Origin of the sequence: Ensifer sp., assembly GCF_035999135.1 — a bacterium.
Classification (GTDB): domain Bacteria; phylum Pseudomonadota; class Alphaproteobacteria; order Rhizobiales; family Rhizobiaceae; genus Ensifer.
The window spans coordinates 1-16,708 of the sequence record NZ_DASYGZ010000076.1 but is presented as its reverse complement, the minus strand read 5'-3'; the positions used below and the strand labels follow the sequence as shown (position 1 = coordinate 16,708).

17 protein-coding genes are annotated in these 16,708 nt (G+C 64.1%); 10 read left to right on the top strand and 7 right to left on the bottom strand.

Going from position 1 to position 16,708, the window contains the following annotated elements:
- The first annotated feature begins 130 nt into the window (after positions 1–130).
- The 3 genes from VGO12_RS08690 (at position 131) to VGO12_RS08680 (ending at position 3,360) form a co-directional block, all read left to right on the top strand.
- The gene (locus VGO12_RS08690; RefSeq protein ID WP_327512333.1) at positions 131–922 is read left to right on the top strand and encodes a creatininase family protein; all 792 of its coding nucleotides are present in this window, start codon (positions 131–133) and stop codon (positions 920–922) included.
- A 77-nt stretch (positions 923–999) separates the two neighbouring features.
- Entirely contained in the window at positions 1,000–2,403 is a 1,404-nt protein-coding gene (locus VGO12_RS08685) for a hypothetical protein (protein WP_327512332.1), read from the top strand.
- Positions 2,404–2,481: 78 nt separating this feature from the next.
- Positions 2,482–3,360 carry a glycosyltransferase family 2 protein gene (locus tag VGO12_RS08680; RefSeq protein ID WP_327512331.1) on the top strand — a complete coding sequence of 293 codons (879 nt, stop codon included), beginning with the start codon at positions 2,482–2,484 and terminating at the stop codon, positions 3,358–3,360.
- 17 nt (positions 3,361–3,377) lie between these two features.
- Here VGO12_RS08680 and VGO12_RS08675 read toward each other — a convergent pair whose 3' ends face one another.
- The gene (locus tag VGO12_RS08675) at positions 3,378–4,469 is read right to left on the bottom strand and encodes a glycosyltransferase family 1 protein (protein WP_327512330.1); all 1,092 of its coding nucleotides are present in this window, start codon (positions 4,467–4,469) and stop codon (positions 3,378–3,380) included.
- Between the two features lie 187 nt (positions 4,470–4,656).
- Between VGO12_RS08675 and VGO12_RS08670 the strand changes: the two genes are divergently transcribed.
- Genes VGO12_RS08670 through cysE form a run of 3 tightly spaced genes read left to right on the top strand, consistent with a single transcriptional unit; the run spans position 4,657 to position 7,596 of the window.
- A complete protein-coding gene (locus VGO12_RS08670) occupies positions 4,657–5,769 on the top strand; it encodes a GTP-binding protein (RefSeq protein ID WP_327512329.1) in 1,113 nt (370 codons plus the stop codon).
- The gene (locus VGO12_RS08665) at positions 5,769–6,758 is read left to right on the top strand and encodes a WD40 repeat domain-containing protein (RefSeq protein WP_327512328.1); all 990 of its coding nucleotides are present in this window, start codon (positions 5,769–5,771) and stop codon (positions 6,756–6,758) included. Before VGO12_RS08670 ends, VGO12_RS08665 begins: the two co-directional genes overlap by 1 nt.
- Positions 6,759–6,768: 10 nt before the next feature.
- Entirely contained in the window at positions 6,769–7,596 is an 828-nt protein-coding gene (gene cysE, locus VGO12_RS08660) for a serine O-acetyltransferase (RefSeq protein ID WP_327512327.1), read from the top strand.
- A gap of 25 nt (positions 7,597–7,621) precedes the next feature.
- Here the strand turns inward: cysE and VGO12_RS08655 are convergent, their stop codons facing one another.
- The 3 genes from VGO12_RS08655 to VGO12_RS08645 all read right to left on the bottom strand — a co-directional run bounded on the left by VGO12_RS08655 (position 7,622) and on the right by VGO12_RS08645 (position 10,687).
- Positions 7,622–8,809, bottom strand: a complete 1,188-nt coding sequence (locus tag VGO12_RS08655) for a metal transporter (RefSeq protein ID WP_327512326.1) — start codon at positions 8,807–8,809, stop codon at positions 7,622–7,624.
- Complete coding sequence (locus tag VGO12_RS08650) at positions 8,806–9,939, bottom strand: multicopper oxidase domain-containing protein (protein ID WP_327512325.1); 1,134 nt, start codon at positions 9,937–9,939, stop codon at positions 8,806–8,808. The genes VGO12_RS08655 and VGO12_RS08650 overlap by 4 nt, the downstream gene beginning before the upstream one ends.
- A gap of 301 nt (positions 9,940–10,240) precedes the next feature.
- On the bottom strand, positions 10,241–10,687 hold the full coding sequence (locus tag VGO12_RS08645) for a glyoxalase superfamily protein (protein ID WP_327512324.1): 447 nt from the start codon (positions 10,685–10,687) through the stop codon (positions 10,241–10,243).
- Between the two features lie 272 nt (positions 10,688–10,959).
- On the opposite strand from VGO12_RS08645, the gene VGO12_RS08640 reads away from it, so the two are divergent.
- Entirely contained in the window at positions 10,960–11,595 is a 636-nt protein-coding gene (locus VGO12_RS08640; protein ID WP_327512323.1) for a LysE family translocator, read from the top strand.
- 1 nt (position 11,596) lies between these two features.
- Positions 11,597–12,166 carry a hypothetical protein gene (locus VGO12_RS08635; protein ID WP_327512321.1) on the top strand — a complete coding sequence of 190 codons (570 nt, stop codon included), beginning with the start codon at positions 11,597–11,599 and terminating at the stop codon, positions 12,164–12,166.
- A gap of 237 nt (positions 12,167–12,403) precedes the next feature.
- Here VGO12_RS08635 and VGO12_RS08630 read toward each other — a convergent pair whose 3' ends face one another.
- Positions 12,404–12,682 carry a hypothetical protein gene (locus tag VGO12_RS08630; RefSeq protein ID WP_327512320.1) on the bottom strand — a complete coding sequence of 93 codons (279 nt, stop codon included), beginning with the start codon at positions 12,680–12,682 and terminating at the stop codon, positions 12,404–12,406.
- Positions 12,683–12,944: 262 nt separating this feature from the next.
- On the opposite strand from VGO12_RS08630, the gene VGO12_RS08625 reads away from it, so the two are divergent.
- Both VGO12_RS08625 and VGO12_RS08620 read left to right on the top strand, forming a co-directional pair.
- Entirely contained in the window at positions 12,945–14,111 is a 1,167-nt protein-coding gene (locus VGO12_RS08625; RefSeq protein ID WP_327512319.1) for a hypothetical protein, read from the top strand.
- A gap of 121 nt (positions 14,112–14,232) precedes the next feature.
- Entirely contained in the window at positions 14,233–14,631 is a 399-nt protein-coding gene (locus VGO12_RS08620) for a VOC family protein (RefSeq protein ID WP_327512318.1), read from the top strand.
- A gap of 116 nt (positions 14,632–14,747) precedes the next feature.
- Here VGO12_RS08620 and VGO12_RS08615 read toward each other — a convergent pair whose 3' ends face one another.
- Positions 14,748–15,338: an N-acetyltransferase gene (locus tag VGO12_RS08615; RefSeq protein ID WP_327512317.1), complete on the bottom strand. Its 591-nt coding sequence runs from the start codon at positions 15,336–15,338 to the stop codon at positions 14,748–14,750.
- A gap of 87 nt (positions 15,339–15,425) precedes the next feature.
- Positions 15,426–16,565 carry an ornithine/lysine decarboxylase gene (gene odc2, locus VGO12_RS08610; RefSeq protein WP_327512316.1) on the bottom strand — a complete coding sequence of 380 codons (1,140 nt, stop codon included), beginning with the start codon at positions 16,563–16,565 and terminating at the stop codon, positions 15,426–15,428.
- Positions 16,566–16,708 lie beyond the last annotated feature (143 nt).

Sequence of the window (16,708 nt, the reverse complement as noted above, 5' to 3'; positions counted from 1 at the left end):
TTGTTCTTCTTGCCCATTGGACCTCCTGCCGAATCCCGTCTCGCACACTTATAACAATACAGCTTGCGATTACGAACTGTATGACTCAAATAACAATTTTACGACAATTGACGTGGAGGATCGAAGAGAAATGTCGATGCCCGAGCCGCGATGGCACGACAATGCGACCGACCTTCCCAAGAGCGCTCGTCGCGACTGGATCGCCGTGCTGCCGCTCGGCGCGCATGAACAGCACGGGCCGCATCTGCCGTTCGAAACCGACACGCTGATCGCCGAAGGCGTGGTCGAGCGCACGATCGCGGCGCTGCCCGCCGATCTCCCCGTCACCTTCCTTCCGGTCGAGCCGACCGGCTATTCGATCGAGCACATGGACGTCGCCGGCACCCGCACGCTCGCCTATGACGAGGCCGTGGAGCGCTGGCTCGGCATCGCCGGAAAACTTCATCGCCTCGGGCTTCGCAAGCTCGTGATGTTGAATGCCCACGGCGGCAATTCGCCGTTGATGACGATCGTCGCGACCGAAGCGCGGGTACGCTTCAACATGCTGGCGGTCGCAACGAGTTGGACCCGCTTCGGTCAGCCGGACGGATGGATTGCACCGGAAGACAAGGCCTTCGACATTCACGGCGGCGACATCGAGACATCGGTGATGCTGGCGCTGCATCCCGACAAGGTCGACATGGCAAAGGCGTACGACTTCCCCTCTCGCCAGCGCGACTTTGCCGGTCGCTTCAAGCATCTGCGCGCCTATGGCCCGCATGCCTTCGGCTGGAAGATGCGCGACCTCAATGCCGATGGCGTTGCCGGCAACGCTTCGGCCGCAACGGCTTCACGCGGCGAAGCGCTGCTTGCCCACGCCGTCCATGGCCTTGTCGAACTGCTCGAAGACGTTAGGGCCTTCGACCCTTCAAAACTCGCCTGACGACGCAAGCGCTCCGGCAAACACTTTCTTTGCGGTTTTGCGCTATCAAGACCGTGAGTTGGAAGAGCAGAGGCCCCATGGCGAAGATCGTAGCGCTCGGCGCCTATTTTTATCAGGCCGTCATAGCCTTCGGCCTCCTGATCGTCGTCGCCCATTGGCTGGCGCCTGCCGACTACGCCAGCTATTCGTTGTTCGCGTCGATCTGCCAGTTCGCGGCGATCGCCGCATTCGAATGGGTTCGGTTCGCCTGCACGCGCTTCTATCCAGGGCCGGACGCCGACAGCGAGGCGGCGGAGCGGCGCACGATCCTCGTTGAAGCGACGATCTGCGCAGCGCTCTGCCTGCTCGCAGCCTGCGTGGCGGTCCTGTTCGGCGTGCCGCCCGTCGTGGCGTTGGTCGGCGGAGTTGTGTCGATCGCGCAAGGGACCAGCGACCTGCATCTGACGATGCTGCGGTTCCGCCAGGACTTTCGCGCCTTTTCCGTGCTGCAGGGATCCCGCGCCACCATTCTGGCAGCCGGCACGCTCGCCGGGGCGTTGGCCTCGCCCACCTTCCTCTCGACCGTGACCGGGCTTCTTGCGGGCTACGCTGCCTACGGCCTGCTCGCCACGGTTCTTTCCCGCAGCCCCTCAGCGCGACCAGCCGGGGCGCTCAGCGCTCAGCGTTTCCGCAGGCACCTCGTCTATGGCAGTGTTTCGGCAGGCGCTGCGACGGCGGCCATGTTCGCGCCGCTTGCCCTCAAGGCACTCCTGACATCCGTACTGGGAGCAACGGGTGCCGCCGGCGCGCTGCTGGCGCTCGACCTTTTGCAGCGGCCCTTCGTGCTCATCGTTTCGGCGCTTCAGGCGATCCAGTATCCCGAAATCGTCGCCGCCCATGACCGGATAGACAATCCCGGGGACCTCCCCCGGACACTCGGACAATATTATGCCCTGCTTGCCAGCTTCGCCCTGATGATGGCGGCCGGCATCTTCGCCGTGCTGCTGCCGGTCACATGGCTCGTGATCAGCCCGGACCTGCAGCAGGGATTTCTTGCGACGGCGCCGGCCATCATCCTGCTTTCGCTGGCCCGCACGCTGACGCAGATCATGTTGCCGACGCCGCTGCACCTGAAGCAGCGCCTGGCGCTGATCCTTCTGCTGGCCGTCGTCGACTGCCTGCTTCTGAACCTCGGGGCGCTGACGGCACTGCTTGTCGCGGGCCCGAACGACACCGCGCTCGCGACCGGTGCCGCGATCGGAGCGATCCTTGCAACCGCCTTCGGCCTGCGCCTGATGGCGGCGCTTCCCTTCGTTCTCCCCTGGCCGCCGGTGCTTCTTGCCGCCGCGGGGCTCGCCACGGCCGGCCTCGCCTTCGCGGTCGCCGGCGTCACCGGCTATCTCGCGATTGGCGCCGGTATCCTCGGCGGCGGCCTCCTGTGCCTGCTCGCACTCAATCAGTTGCGGCTGATGATGCGAACGCCGAAGCCTCTCGCCGCATAGGCGCTCAGAGCGATGGCGCTAAGAAAAACTGCACGAATTTCCGGTTAGATCGCCGCCGAAACGTCCGGGGAGCCCGTAATGAACATCGTCGTCGGCATAGCGACCGCGGGCCGCCGAGAGGTCCTTTCGCAAACCCTGCAACATCTGATGCGACAGACCAGGCTGCCGGACGCGATCCTGGTATGCCCGAGTGCGCCCGATGACATCGATGAAGCCCGCCTCGGCGCCCTTTCAGTCGACGTCCGGGTCATCAAGGGCAACAAAGGTTCGAGCGCGCAGCGCAATGCGGTCCTCGACCACGCGACGACCGCCGACCTCATCGTCTTCTTCGACGACGACTTCCTGCCGCGCCACGATTTTCTCGCCGAGACCGAACGGCTGTTTGCCCGCGAGGCCGATATCGTCGTTGCAACCGGCATGGTGCTGGCCGACGGCATTCATGGGCCCGGCATCTCGGTGGCCGATGCGCAGGCGATCCTCGACGGCGACGCCGGGCCGGCGGCCGATGATCAGATCACGCCCGCCTTCAATGCCTATGGCTGCAACATGGTCTTCCGCCAGTCGGCGATAGCTGCCGAGCGCACCCGTTTCGATGAACGGCTGCCGCTCTACGGCTGGCAGGAGGACGTCGATTTCTGCCGCCGGCTTGCCAAACACGGGCGTATCGTGAAGGCGTCGAGACTGCGCGGCGTCCATCTCGGCAACAAGCGTGGCCGCACGTCGGGTCTGCGTTTCGGCTATTCGCAAGTCGCCAATCCGCTCTATCTGCGCAACAAGGGCACGGTCGGCCTGAAATGGGCGCTGCGCCTGATGGGCGGCAACGTCGCTGCCAACATCCTCGGCAGCGTCAGGCCGCAGGGCCTCGTCGACCGCCGCGGTCGCCTCAAGGGCAACCTCATCGCCTTCTCAGATATGCTGCGCGGACGGCTGGACCCGATGCGCGTGCTCGATCTCTGACGCCGGACGCTTTCGAGTTAAGACCGGTTGGCTGCCAGCATATTGAGCAGAACGACCGCACTGCCGTCCCAGGAGAAGCGCTTGGCGTTGTCGAAGCCGGCAAGCGTCAACTGGCGGCGCAGGCCCTCATCGGCCGATATCAAACCCATCGTCTCGACCAGCGTTTCCGTCTTCAGGGGATCGAAATAGCGAACGGCATCGCCGCAGGCCTCGCGCACCGGCGGGATATCGGCGGCGAGCACCGGGCAACCCTGCGTCATCGCTTCGAGCGGTGGAATGCCGAAGCCTTCGTAGAGGCTCGGAAAGACGAAGGCGACGGCGCGGCGTTGCAGACCGGCGATCTCTGCATCGGTCAGGCGCCCGGGAAAGATCAGGTTGCCCTTCGAGGTCGGCGCGATGTCGCGAAACACGGTCGGGTCCGTACCGCCGACCACGACGAGCTTGTGGTCCCCTGCACCAAGGGCCTCGAAGGCGCGGACGGCGAACTCGACGTTCTTGTTGGGCTTCAGCGTGCCGACCAGCAGGAAGAAGGGCGTATCCTCAAGCCCGAGCCGCTGGATGATGTCATTATCCGGCTGAAGACCGGCGAAGTGATCCGTGGCGTTGTAGATAACGTCGATCCCGGACGCCGGCACGCGGAACACGTCTGCGAGTTCCTTGCGCGAAAAATTCGACACGGTCCCGATCTTCGCCCGTCGCGCCAGAAGGAACCCGAGCGTCCCGTGGAACAGCCGGTAGCCGCGCCCGAACGAGGCCGGATGGCGAAACAGGGTGACGTCGTGGATCACCACCACCTGGTCGCCGTGCAGAACCGGACCGCTGCCGCCGAAGCCGATGAGGGTGTCGCGGCGCGCACGCCAGTAGAGCGGGCCCTGCTCCCAGACGTGGCCCGGACCGGAACCGAAACGCTCCACCGAAATCGCCTTGAGATCGAGATCGTCGACCGCCGTCCTGGGGGCCAAGAGCCGCCAGCGCACGTCTTTTAAGGCGTGCGGGACGGCGCCCGAGGCAATGCGGGCATCAAGCGCCCGCGTCATCTCGCGGGCAAAGCGCTGCACGCCGGTAAGCGGCTGGGTCAGGAACCGGCCGTTGATGGAAATCGTCTTCACGCGCGAACCCCTTCGATGTGCCCGCACTCTGGCCGATTTTGATGAAAGGACGGTTATCGGCAACCAGGACGGCCAGTGCTAAGGGCCGGCAAAATCGCCTGCGGCATTTGCGCATCGCCGCCGCATCTCCTATATGAAAGCCGACTTGGATGCCTGCCCGCCGCATCCGGAAATCCCAGAGGTTCCCATGACCGAAACATCCCCGCAGAAGCCGATCCCCGTCACCGTGCTTACCGGCTATCTCGGCGCCGGCAAGACGACGTTGCTCAACCGCATCCTCAGCGAAAACCATGGCCGCAAGTATGCCGTCATCGTCAACGAGTTCGGCGAGATCGGCATCGACAACGACCTGATCGTGGAATCCGACGAAGAAATCTACGAGATGAACAATGGCTGCGTCTGCTGCACCGTGCGCGGCGACCTGATCCGCGTGGTGGAAGGCCTGATGCGCCGCCCCGGCCGTTTCGATGCGATCATCGTGGAAACGACGGGCCTTGCCGATCCGGTGCCGGTTGCCCAGACCTTCTTCATGGACGACGACGTGCGCGCCAAGACCGAGCTCGACGCCGTCGTCGCGCTTGTCGACGCCAAGCATCTGCCGCTGCGGCTCAAGGACAGCCGCGAGGCGGAAGACCAGATCGCCTTTGCCGATGTCGTGCTGCTCAACAAGACCGACCTCGTCAGCCCCGAGGAACTGGAGCGCATCGAAGCGACCGTGCGGGTCATCAACCCCTCGGCCCGCATCTACCGCACGCAGCGGTCCGATATCGATCTTGCCAAGGTTCTCGACCAGGGCGCCTTCAACCTCGAACGGGCGCTCGAAAACGATCCGCACTTCCTCGACCAGGACGATCATGAGCATGATCACACCTGCGGCCCGGATTGCGGCCACGATCATCACCATCACCACCATGATCACGACCACCACCATCATGATCATGACCACGATCACGACCATCATCACCATCACCACGACGCCCCCTCGCCGATCCACGACGTGACGGTGCAGTCGATTTCGCTGCGCGGCGGCGAGATGAACCCGGATCGCTTCTTCCCCTGGATCCAGAAGATCACCCAGACGGACGGCCCGAACATCCTGCGCCTGAAGGGCATCATCGCCTTTGCTGGCGACGCCGAACGTTATGTCGTGCAGGGCGTCCACATGATCATCGAGGGCGACCACCAGCGCGCCTGGAAGGACGGCGAGAAGCGGGAAAGCCGCCTCGTCTTCATCGGCCGTGATCTCGACCGCGAAAAGCTCGAGCGCACGTTCAAGGCCTGCGAGGCGCAGCCGAACTGATGCCGACTGTCGCTCCCCTCGACCTCGAAGGTCACGTCGTCGGCGTGGCCTTTCTCAAAGGTGTTCCCTTCTTCGCCGAAGCCACCGGCGGCATTCACCGCCTCGATCTGGGCCACAAGACGACGGAGGCCCATGAGGGCCTGCTGTCGCTCGTTGTCGACGAGGCGAACGACACGCTTCTGACCGGCGGCGAAGACGGCAAGGTCATGCGCACGGCGGCAGACGGCACGACGTCGCTCGTCGCCGAAGCGCCGCGCAAGTGGATCGCCCAGGTTGCCGCCGGTCCGCAAGGCGCGGTTGGCTACGCCTATGGCAAGACCACCCATGTGCGGCTTGCCGACGGCACGACCAAGGAAATCACCGAGGAACGCACCGTAGAGGGCCTGGCGTTCGCGCCGAAGGGTCTGCGCGTCGCCGCCGCCCGCTATAACGGCGTCTCGTTGCACTGGGTCGGCATGTCCGGCCAACCGATCGATCTCGAATGGAAGGGCGCCCATACCGGCGTTACCTTCTCGCCCGATGGCCGCTTCCTCGTCACCACCATGCAGGAAAACGCGCTGCACGGCTGGAAGCTCGACGCCAAGCCCGGCGCCGAGGCCCGCCACATGCGCATGACCGGCTATCCCGCCAAGGTGAAGTCGGTCTCCTGGTCAGCCAAGGGCAAGTGGCTCGCCTCCTCGGGCGCACCCGCCGCGATCGTCTGGCCTTTCCAGGGCAAGGATGGCCCGATGGGCAAGGCGCCGCTCGAACTCGGCACCCGCGCCGACATCATGGTGACATCCGTCTGCTGCCATCCGGCCGAAGACATCGTCGCCATCGGCTATCAGGACGGCATGATCCTCGCTGCGCGCTTCGCCGACAGCAAGGAAGTGCTTCTGCGCCGCCCCGGCAAGGGCGCCATCACCGCCATGGCCTGGAACAAGGACGGCAAACAGCTAGCCTTCGGTTCGGCCGCGGGCGATTGCGGCGTCGTCGACATCGCCGGATAACAGGTGGCTCATGACGGCATGGATTGAGACGCAACGCTATGGCAGCGCGCTTGCCGAGCCGCTCGCCGATGGCGAGGTCTGGAGCCTGGTTCGGGCGCAGGCGCAAGCGCTTGCGGCAAGCGAGCCGGTCATGACGCGAGTGCTCGCGCCGATCACCGATGCCGGGTCCGACGCTGAGCTGCTTGCAGCCGTCCTTGCTGCTGCGCTATCGGGAGCGCGTGTCGAGGAACAATCGCTTGCGGCACTGCTGTTGGAGATTTTTGCCGCGAACCCCGACGTTATGCTTGCTGCCGAGGCCGACCTTCAGGCGGTCAAGGAGCGTGATCCCGCCTGCCCCGGCCTTCTGCATGTGCTCGTCAATCTCAAGGGTTACCAGGCGCTACAGACCTACCGCGCCGCCCATCAGCTCTGGACGGATGGCCGCAGGGACGTGGCCGCCTGGCTCTCGAACCTCGCCTCGCGCATCTTCGGCCCCGACATTCATCCGGCCGCCTGCATCGGCAAGGCTGTGATGCTCGACCACGGTTCCGGCATCGTCATCGGCGAGACCTCCGTCATCGAGGACCAGGTCTCGATCCTGCAGAACGTCACGCTCGGCGGCACCGGCAAGGAAACCGGCGACCGGCACCCGAAGATCCGTCGCGGCGTCATGATCGGCGCCGGTGCCGAAATCCTCGGCAATATCGAGGTCGGCGCCTTCAGCAAGGTCGCGGCCGGCAGCGTTGTCCTGAAGGCGGTCCCGCCACGCACGACGGTCGCCGGCGTGCCGGCAACGGTGGTGCGCATCCACCGCGTCGACGAGGTGCCGGCAGCCGAGATGGACCAGACGATCGTCTGACCCGGTCTCAGTGCTCTTCGCCCGCTCAGATCTTCACGAGCGCGGCGGTCAGGTACATGAACGCGGCTCCGGCCGCGAGGCCGGCCATGACCGGCGGCGTCAGGAAGACGTCGCGGCCGCGCTCGCTCTGGCGCATCAGATAGGCGCCGACCTCGACGATGACCTGCAGAATCGCCCCCGCCCCCACGGCCAGCGCCAGCGCCGACCATTGCGCCGACGTCGCGAGGCTGCCAAGCCACATGCCGATGACGGCTGGGCCGCCGGCAAGCAGCGTCAAGCCGGCAAATGCCCAGGCGGATGGCCTCTTCTTCAGGATCGGCGCGGCGATACCGATACCCTCGGTGATGTTGTGCAACGCAAATCCAAGCACGAGGAAGGTTCCGAGACCCGCAGATCCGGCGGCAAAGGCCGCCCCGATCGCCAGGCCCTCGCCCAGATTGTGCAGGCCGATGCCAAGCGCAATGTAGGTGGATAGCGCCAGCCCGGCCGGCGCGCCGCCGCGCCTGCCGATCGCCATCAGCAACAGGAAGCTGCTCAGACCCGCCAGCACCACCATGACCGGCCCCTGGAAGATCGCCGCCGCTTCACCGGCGAGCTCCAGCGCCTCGGCGCTCGCATCGATGAAGAGAAAGCCGAGCAGACCGATCGTCAGCGACAGCAGAAAGGCCATACCCTCACGCCCGACCCCGCGCAGGACCGGATAGAACATCAGCCCGACGGCCACCGGCACGATACCGACGATGATGCCGACCACCGCCTGCAGCCGCAACTGGCCTGGCGTCGCCTGCGGTGTCGGCACGGCGACCGCAATGTCATGGGCGAAGGTGGCACCGGTGTTCGTCACCACCTTCACCGCATGGGCTTCGCCAAGCATCCACGGGAAAGGCAGGCTCAGCCATGCCGACTTGCCACGCGTGATCGGACCCGGCGGATCCTGGGTAAACTGCCAATAGGCGTCGTCCACCTGGACCTGCGCCACGGTCATGGGTTCCGAGCCGCCTGCGCGTACCAGCAGGCGCATGCCACTGTCGTCGAGCACGGTTCGCTCGAAGGTCAGGTTTTCGATCGGCGGCGCGCCGTTGCGGAAACCGGAGAGGGGGTCGGTCGACAGGATCCAGAAAACGGCTGCACCAAAGGCCAACAGTGGCAGCGCAAGCCAGACCAGATTTGTCCTTGCCGCGCGGATGGCGGCTCTCGGCAGGGTCTCGTTCATGCCAGCGCCTCCACCACGTCGAACATGCCGACCCAGCCGAGCTCGGTAAACTCGGTCTGGTGCGGGTGGAACATGTAGAGGCCCGGCTCATGCTCGGCGAAGGTGAATTCGAGGATGCCGCGCTGCGCCTGGCACTGGGTGATGAGATCGACAGTCCTCAGCGTCGGCGTCAGCGTCGTGCCCTGGTCGTAGTAGTCGAAGAAATTGGCGTGCAGGTGGAAGGAGTTGATCGGGTCGAATTCGATGACATTGACCAGATAGATGCGCACCGGCTTGCCCTTCACGATCTTGATCGGCTTTTTCATGAAGGCATGGGCGACGGTGTTGACGGCGTAGACCTCGTTCTCGGCATCGAAATTGGTGTCGAAGGCGTTCATCACCATCACCAGTTCCTGCCAGCCGGCATTTTCGGGCGTGCCGAGCAGCCGCGAGCGGGCGATATCGGCGTATTCCGGGTGGCGTTCCGGATCGGGGTCGATGACGAAGGCGCCGTACATGCCCTTGTGTATGTGACGGCGAAGCGGCATGGCGTGGCAATGGTAGAGGTGGCAGCCGAAGGGCTTGGCATCGAACTCGTAAGTAAACTCGTCCCCGGGATCGACCATGCCAGCGCCCGGCACGCCGTCCATGCGGGCCGCGTGAATGCCATGAAAGTGGATAGAGTGGGGATGCGACGCGTAGTTGCGAAAGACGATTCGCAGCCGTTCGCCCTCTTTCGCCCGCAGTGCCGGCCCGGGAACCCGGCCATTATAGGTCCAGGCGGGAAATTTGATGCCGGGCGCGATCTCGATCTCGCGGTCCTCGGCCGTCATCTCGAACGTCCTCAGCGTCCGTCCGTCCGGTAGCGTCGACACCGTGCCGGTATCCCAGTCGGTCAGCATGTCGGTCGGGTCGAAACCGTTCACGGCGCTGTCGACGTCGCCAACCGTCATCATCGCGCCATGGCCCATGCCGGGCATCGGCTCCATGGTCGCCGCGCCCATGGGCGCAACATGACCAGCGGCGTGGCTGGTGACCTGCTGCTGCCCGAGCGCCCCGCTGGTGCAAATCGCGGTGCCGCCCGCCGCTGCCAACCCGCCCATCAGGAGACTGCGCCTTCGAACCAGATCCCGACCTGTCGGCTTTACCATGCTGCCCCCCGTGAATTGTCCGCGCCGAGCCATCCTGCACCCGGCACGAAGCGCGCGTCGCCTTCTTGCGACTCATTCGCAATTACATCCATAATGCAAATGCAACTCATTCGCAACTAAATGCGAAGTTCACGCCGATTTCAGAGTGCCGTCCCTCACCACCCCGCCGTCAGCGGCGCGTTAGAGCAGGAAGGTTCACGCTCGCCCCGAACGAAACGCCCCCGAAGTCATTGCTTCGAGGGCGCTGTTCCGGAAACGCGATGCAAGGCGGCAGCGAATGGCCGGTCCGGCGTTGCCGGGCCTACCATTCAAGCTCCAGCTGCGGCCGTCCGTTCGAGGTTTTCTCGACCGTTCGTCCGGTCTCGTCGACGGTCGCCACGACCCGTTGGCGAAAGGCCGAGAAGCTCTCGAAGGTGACGACATCGACTGGCTCGTCGAATTTCATCGTCAGCCGGTAGCGCCCGGGCTGGGCCGTCAGGGCCTGTACCGCGAGCACCTCGCCTTCGAAGGGCTGGCCGAGATAGTGGCCCTTCACCCGCGACCCGAGCATCCAGGGATTGAAGGGCGGGCGATTGCCGACGGCAGCGTGAAGCGTATTCCAGTCGCGATAGCCGTACTGGGCGGCGATGAGTTCGAGCGAGCGAGAATGGCTGATGGTTTCGCCTTCAGACCCAAGGCGGGCACGAAGCCGTTTGGCCTGGTCCTTGAGCGCGTCGAGCGAGGGAAACGTGGTTGATCCGCGCGTCATGAGATGGTCTCCTGCAACGGCATGCATTCCTGAAGATGGTGCCCGCATTGCCACCGGTTCGCACGCCGTTTCGGCTGACCGTGTCTCAAAAAAGGGCTTCACCAAAGCATCACGCTCGCGGACGGCAGGGGCCCTTGCCCTGCCCGTTCCATAGGGGAAGCCACCTGTCCTGTCAAATTCAGCCTGGCGATACGGCGGTCGGGCGCGCTCGAGAAGACGATTGCGTACGCGCGAAAGCTGTGGGACGACTACAAAAAACGGGGAGAGACATCATGACCGAGATGACGATACTCGCATTCGCACTGGTTGCCTTCATCGGTATCGCGACGCCCGGACCGACGGTCCTGCTCGCACTCACCAACGGCTCGCGCTACGGCGTGAAACGCGCCATACCCGGAATGGTCGGCGCAGTGCTCTCCGACTTCGTGCTGATCGGCGCCGTCGCCCTCGGGCTCGGGGCGCTTCTGGCAGCGTCGGAATTCTGGTTCACCGTCGTCAAGTGGCTGGGTGCGGCCTATCTCGCCTTCCTCGGCGTCATGCTCCTGCGCTCGAAGGGGACGGTCCAGGTCGCAGCCGACGACAGGGACACGGCCGCCCCGGCCTCCACCGTTGCCATTTTTCTCAAGAGCTTTCTCGTCGCCGTCACCAACCCCAAGGGCTACCTCTTCTTCAGCGCCTTCTTGCCGCAATTCATTGACGCGACGATGCCGCAGGTCCCCCAATACGCCACCCTTGCCCTGGTCTTTGCCCTCGTCGATTTCGTCGTGATGTTCGGCTATACCCTGCTCGGCGCGCAGGCGGCGGCCTTCCTCAAACGCTCGGGCGCCGTCTGGCTCGACCGCCTCTGCGGCGGCGCGCTTCTTGCGCTTGCGGGCTCCCTCGCCCTCTATCGGCGCGCGACCGCCTGAGATGTTGTTTCGCCAGGAGGCTCTCTCCGGCATTGCCGACGGCCGTGTGACCCTGGCGTTCCGGCGTTGGACAAAGCCCACCGTCAAGGCCGGCGGCACGCTGCGAACGGCGATCGGCGTGCTTTCGATCGATGCGGTAGACCTCGTCGACGAGGACGCGATCACTGCAGGCGAAGCCAATCAGGCCGGTTATGCCGATCGCGATACCCTTTTAAGTGAGCTTGCCACACGAGCGGATGGATGTTTCTACCGCATTGCCTTCCACCTTGCCGGAAGCGACCCGCGCGTCGCATTGCGCGAGACGGCAGATCTTGATGGCGACGGTCGTGCGGAGATCGACCGCAGGCTCGCCGCCTTCGATCGCAGCGCCGGCGTCGACTGGACACATCAGGTGCTGCGGCTGATTGCAGCCCGTGACGGAACGACGGCTGCCGGACTGAGCGCCGCCATCGGCATGGAAAAACTCAAGCTCAAGGCGCAGGTTCGCAAACTGAAGGAACTCGGCCTCACGGAGAGCCTGACGGTCGGCTATCGCCTGTCGCCGCGAGGACGCGCCTATCTCGACGGCTAGGTCGTGCCGTGCCGCGAAACAGAGAAAAGCGGACGGCGCCAAGGACGCCATCCGCTCTTGTTAGGCACATGAGATCCGCGGCAGAGAAGAACACCCTGAGGCTCTTCCCTACATCCCTGCGTCACGGGTCACAGTGCAAGTTTTGAAGGGTGGTCGGTCCGAACGCGTTTCGAAACGAACCCCTGGGAGCATCACCGGGATGCAGGCGGAAATCGCGCCGGCTTTCCCCGCGGCCCTTTAGTGGCGGCGCTGCTTGCCACCGTTGTTCGACAGGATGCCGAGACCAAGGTCGTTGCCGGAGAGGACCCCGTTCAGCGACTTGTTGAGGATGCTGTTGTCGGAAAGCACATCACCGACATCGACCTTCGGCGCGATAACGATGCCGTTGGCGATACCGCCGTTGAGGACATCGACCTTCTTGCCGGACAGGATTCCGAGGTTGAGGCCACCGGCCGACGCCTGCGAAACGGTGGCGGCCACAACTGCGATAGCGATGCAAACTGTCTTGATCGTCATGGGTTTACCTCCTGTTTGACGTGTACCTGCTGTACACAACCAAGAGGATACAATTAGCATTTCATTAATCAATTGAGAAAGCGAACTATAATAAACAGTTAAGCATAACATCTGCAATTTTAACGTTCACCGATACGCCTTGTTTCTCACGCTCAAACCGCCGCAGCGGCGAAATATTTGAAAGCACTAATTACAACATAAAGTTTTATTAACCACGTAACTCCATCATATTCTTATTAAGATATCGATTGAGGAATTGGGGATGCGTTCATTCCCGGCCGTCGCAGTCACGCTTGCCTTGCTCGCGACACCACTCCCGGCTGCCGGCGAGACGACGCTCGACTATTCCGCCGGTTATGGCCACAGCAGCAACATCTTCGAGGACCCACAGGTCCTTTCCGGCCCATTTTGGGAAGGCCGGCTGGGATTGCGCGGCAGCCTGGAACTCGGCGACGGCAAGTTGAGCTACGGCATCCGCCAGTTCGAACGGCGGATCGTCGACTTTCGCTTCGCCGACACGCACCTGACCGGCGGCACGGTCGGTTACGCCGTTCCGCTCGGGGCGGCGCTGCTCGTCGAGCTGGAGGCAGCCGCCACCCGCAACGACAGCGGCGACCTCTTCCTCAAGCTGCCGAGCGATGTCATCGGCTACCGCACCGTTGATTATTCCACCCAGGGCGCCGCGAAGATCACGGCCGAAGGCTTCGGCGGCAAGACGGCGTTCTCGGCAAAGTACGACGATCGGCGGCACGGCATTGCCGAGTTCACCACCGACCTCATTCGCCCGACCAAGCTCGACCCCGACGTGGCGCTCACCACGTTCGGCGTCAGCCATTTCCGCAAAGTCGCAGGAGGCGAGCTCTGCCTCTGCCTCGAGTACAACCGCTCGATCATCCCCGGCAACGAACAGAACAGCTTCACCCGTTTCCCGGCGACGACCTTGCGCGGCTCGCTCGCCTATGCCCGCGGCTTTGACGGCGGTCTCACGCTCATCGGCGAGGCCGGCGTGATTGCGCTGATGAGCGACAACCTCGGCAGCACCGATCGTTATACCGAACCCTTTCTGCGCGCGGAGGCGAAGTGGGAGACATCCGGCGGCTTCGAGGTCGCCAGCGGCTTCCGTCAGGACATCGCCATCGACGACATCGACGATGCCGTTGCCGAACTGACCCGGACCGTCTCCGCCTCTCTCGGCCAGCGCTTCAATCCCTGGATCAAGGCCAGTCTCGAGTACGAGGTGAGCCGCGCCACCTATTACTACTATCTCTACGATCGCAAGACGGAGACGGTCACCGCTACGCTGCTGATCGGGCCTGACGAGAAACCGCAGCTCGAAATCGAGTATGCGCACTCGCGGCAGGAAGAAACGGACCCGACCCAGGACTACAGCGCCAACACCATTGTTGCCCGCATCGGCGGGTCCTTCTAGGGCGTGCCGACGTCCCGCACTTGAACCGACGGCTCCCGAGCGATGGCCCATCCGCCGTTGCGCATCGCGCCCGGTTGTGGGACGACTTCGCGCACTGTGTCGACGAGGCGAGGAGAAGCGGATGATCGGCTACACGATGGTTGGAACGACGGATCTCAGGCGCGCGGAACGCTTCTACGATCCCGTCATGGCGCTGATCGGCCAGGAGCGCTGCTACTGCGACGAGCAGGTCTCCTCCTGGGGACGCAAGGACGACGGAAAGGCGCCGCGTTTCTTTGCCTGCTATCCGTTCGACAACAAGACCGCCTCGGTCGGCAACGGCGCCATGACCGCCTTCCTGGTGGAGAACGCCGAACTGATCGACCGGATGTTTCAGATCGCGATCGAGCGCGGCGGCAGCGAAGAGGGAGCACCCGGCTTCCGCCCGCAATACGGCGAGGGTTTTTATGCCGCCTACGTGCGCGACCCCGACGGCAACAAGCTCGCCTTTGTCTGCTACGACGCCCACGCGCCGAAATAACCGGCGGCGAGACTTGGCCGGGCGATGGTGAGGTCGGTGTCTGGTCCCTCACCGATCGCGAACGATCGGTAAGGGACCAGCGAAGAAGCCCCCGCAGGGTTGGGGGCGGGAAGGCGTCAGGCGGCGCGACGGACCGGCGGCATGGCCAGCTTGCGACCGCTGGCGACGATCAGGCCGGCCGCACCTTCGAGCCAGTTGTCCTTGAGTTCGAGCGCCAGGAACCGGTCGCGCTCGAACGGGCCGGGCATCACCAGATGCTGGGTGCGGCTGGCGAAGAAAGCGAAGCGTTCGTAGTAGGCTGCGTCGCCGACCAGCAGGACCGCGCCATGGCCGCGGTTTTTCGCCTCTTCGATCGCTGCCCGCATCAGCATGCCGCCGATGCCCTTGCCCTCATGATCCGGATCGACGGCGAGCGGGCCGAGCAAAAGCGCCGGCACCGCATGGCCCTCGCGGCTGACGCCGGCCTCGACGTTCCAGAGCCGGACGGTACCGATGACATGACCGTCGATATCGCGCGCGACGAAGGCAAGGCCCTCGGCAGGCAGCCGGCCGCTGCGCAGCTTCTCCGAAGACTTGCGGCGACGCTCCGGCCCCATGGCACGGTCGAGCAGGTTCTCGCGCGCGACGACGTCGCCCGGATTTTCGGCATCGATTACAAATGTGGTAGGCGCGAAGAACGCGCGCAGGGCGTCAACAACAGCGGCCATCGGGGCCTCCCGTCATCAAAACCGCTTCAGGCGGACCGAACGATAATTGTGAAATGGCGCTCCCGCTTGAAGACGGGAGCAGCCGGATCAGATCACATAGGCCTTCAGCGGCTCGAAGCCGTTGAAGGCGACGGCCGAGTAGGTCGTCGTGTAGGCGCCGGTGCCTTCGATCAGAACCTCGTCGCCGATCGAAAGCGTGATCGGCAACGGATACATGTTCTTCTCATAGAGCACGTCGGCCGAATCGCAGGTCGGGCCGGCGAGCACGCAAGGCTCCATCGCGTCGGCGTCGCGTGCCGTGCGGATCGGGTAACGGATCGCCTCGTCCATGGTCTCGGCGAGACCACCGAACTTGCCGATGTCGAGGAACACCCAGCGATGGGCGTCGTTGTCCGACTTCTTCGACACGAGCACGACTTCCGCCTTGATCACGCCAGCGTTGCCGACCATGCCACGACCGGGCTCGATGATGGTCTCCGGAATGTTGTTGCCGAAGTGCTTCTTCAAGGCACCGAAGATCGCCTGGCCGTAGGCTTCCGCCGTCGGGACGTCCTTCAGGTACTTGGTCGGGAAGCCGCCGCCCATGTTGACCATCTTCAGTTCGATGCCGCGCTTGGCAAGCTGCACGAATACGCGCTTGGCGTCCGACAGAGCCGCATCCCAGGCGTCGAGCTTCGTCATCTGCGAACCGACATGGAACGAGACGCCGTAGGAAACGAGGCCGTGCTGATGGGCATAGACGAGCACGTCGACAGCCATCTGCGGCACGCAACCGAACTTGCGCGACAGCGGCCATTCAGCACCTTCGCCATCGGTCAGAACGCGGCAGAACACGCGGGCGCCGGGAGCGGCACGGGCGATCTTCTCGACTTCCTCGTGGCTGTCGACGGCAAACAGGTTGATCCCAAGTGCATGAGCGCGGGCAATGTCGCGCTCCTTCTTGATGGTGTTGCCATAGGAAATGCGGCTGGCGGTCGCACCGGCGTCGAGCGCCATCTCGATTTCAGCGACGGACGCGCAATCGAAGGAGGAGCCCATGCCGGCGAGCAGGCGCAGGATTTCCGGCGCCGGGTTTGCCTTGACGGCATAGTAGATCGAGCTGTCGGGCAGCGCGTGGCGGAAGGCCTTGAAATTGTTGCGCACGACGTCGAGGTCGACAACGAGGCACGGGCCGTCGGGTCGTCGGGTGTTGATGAAGTCGATGATGCGAGCCGTGGTCATGGCCATATTCCCCTGATCCAAGATGCCCCGCTTTCGCGGAGGACAAAGGGCATACGCGCACATGCGATGGAACCAGCCGGTGGAGACCCCGGAACCAAGCATGCGCTCGATGCGCGAACGGTGAATCAAAGCCCGCCTAGGCTTCAATT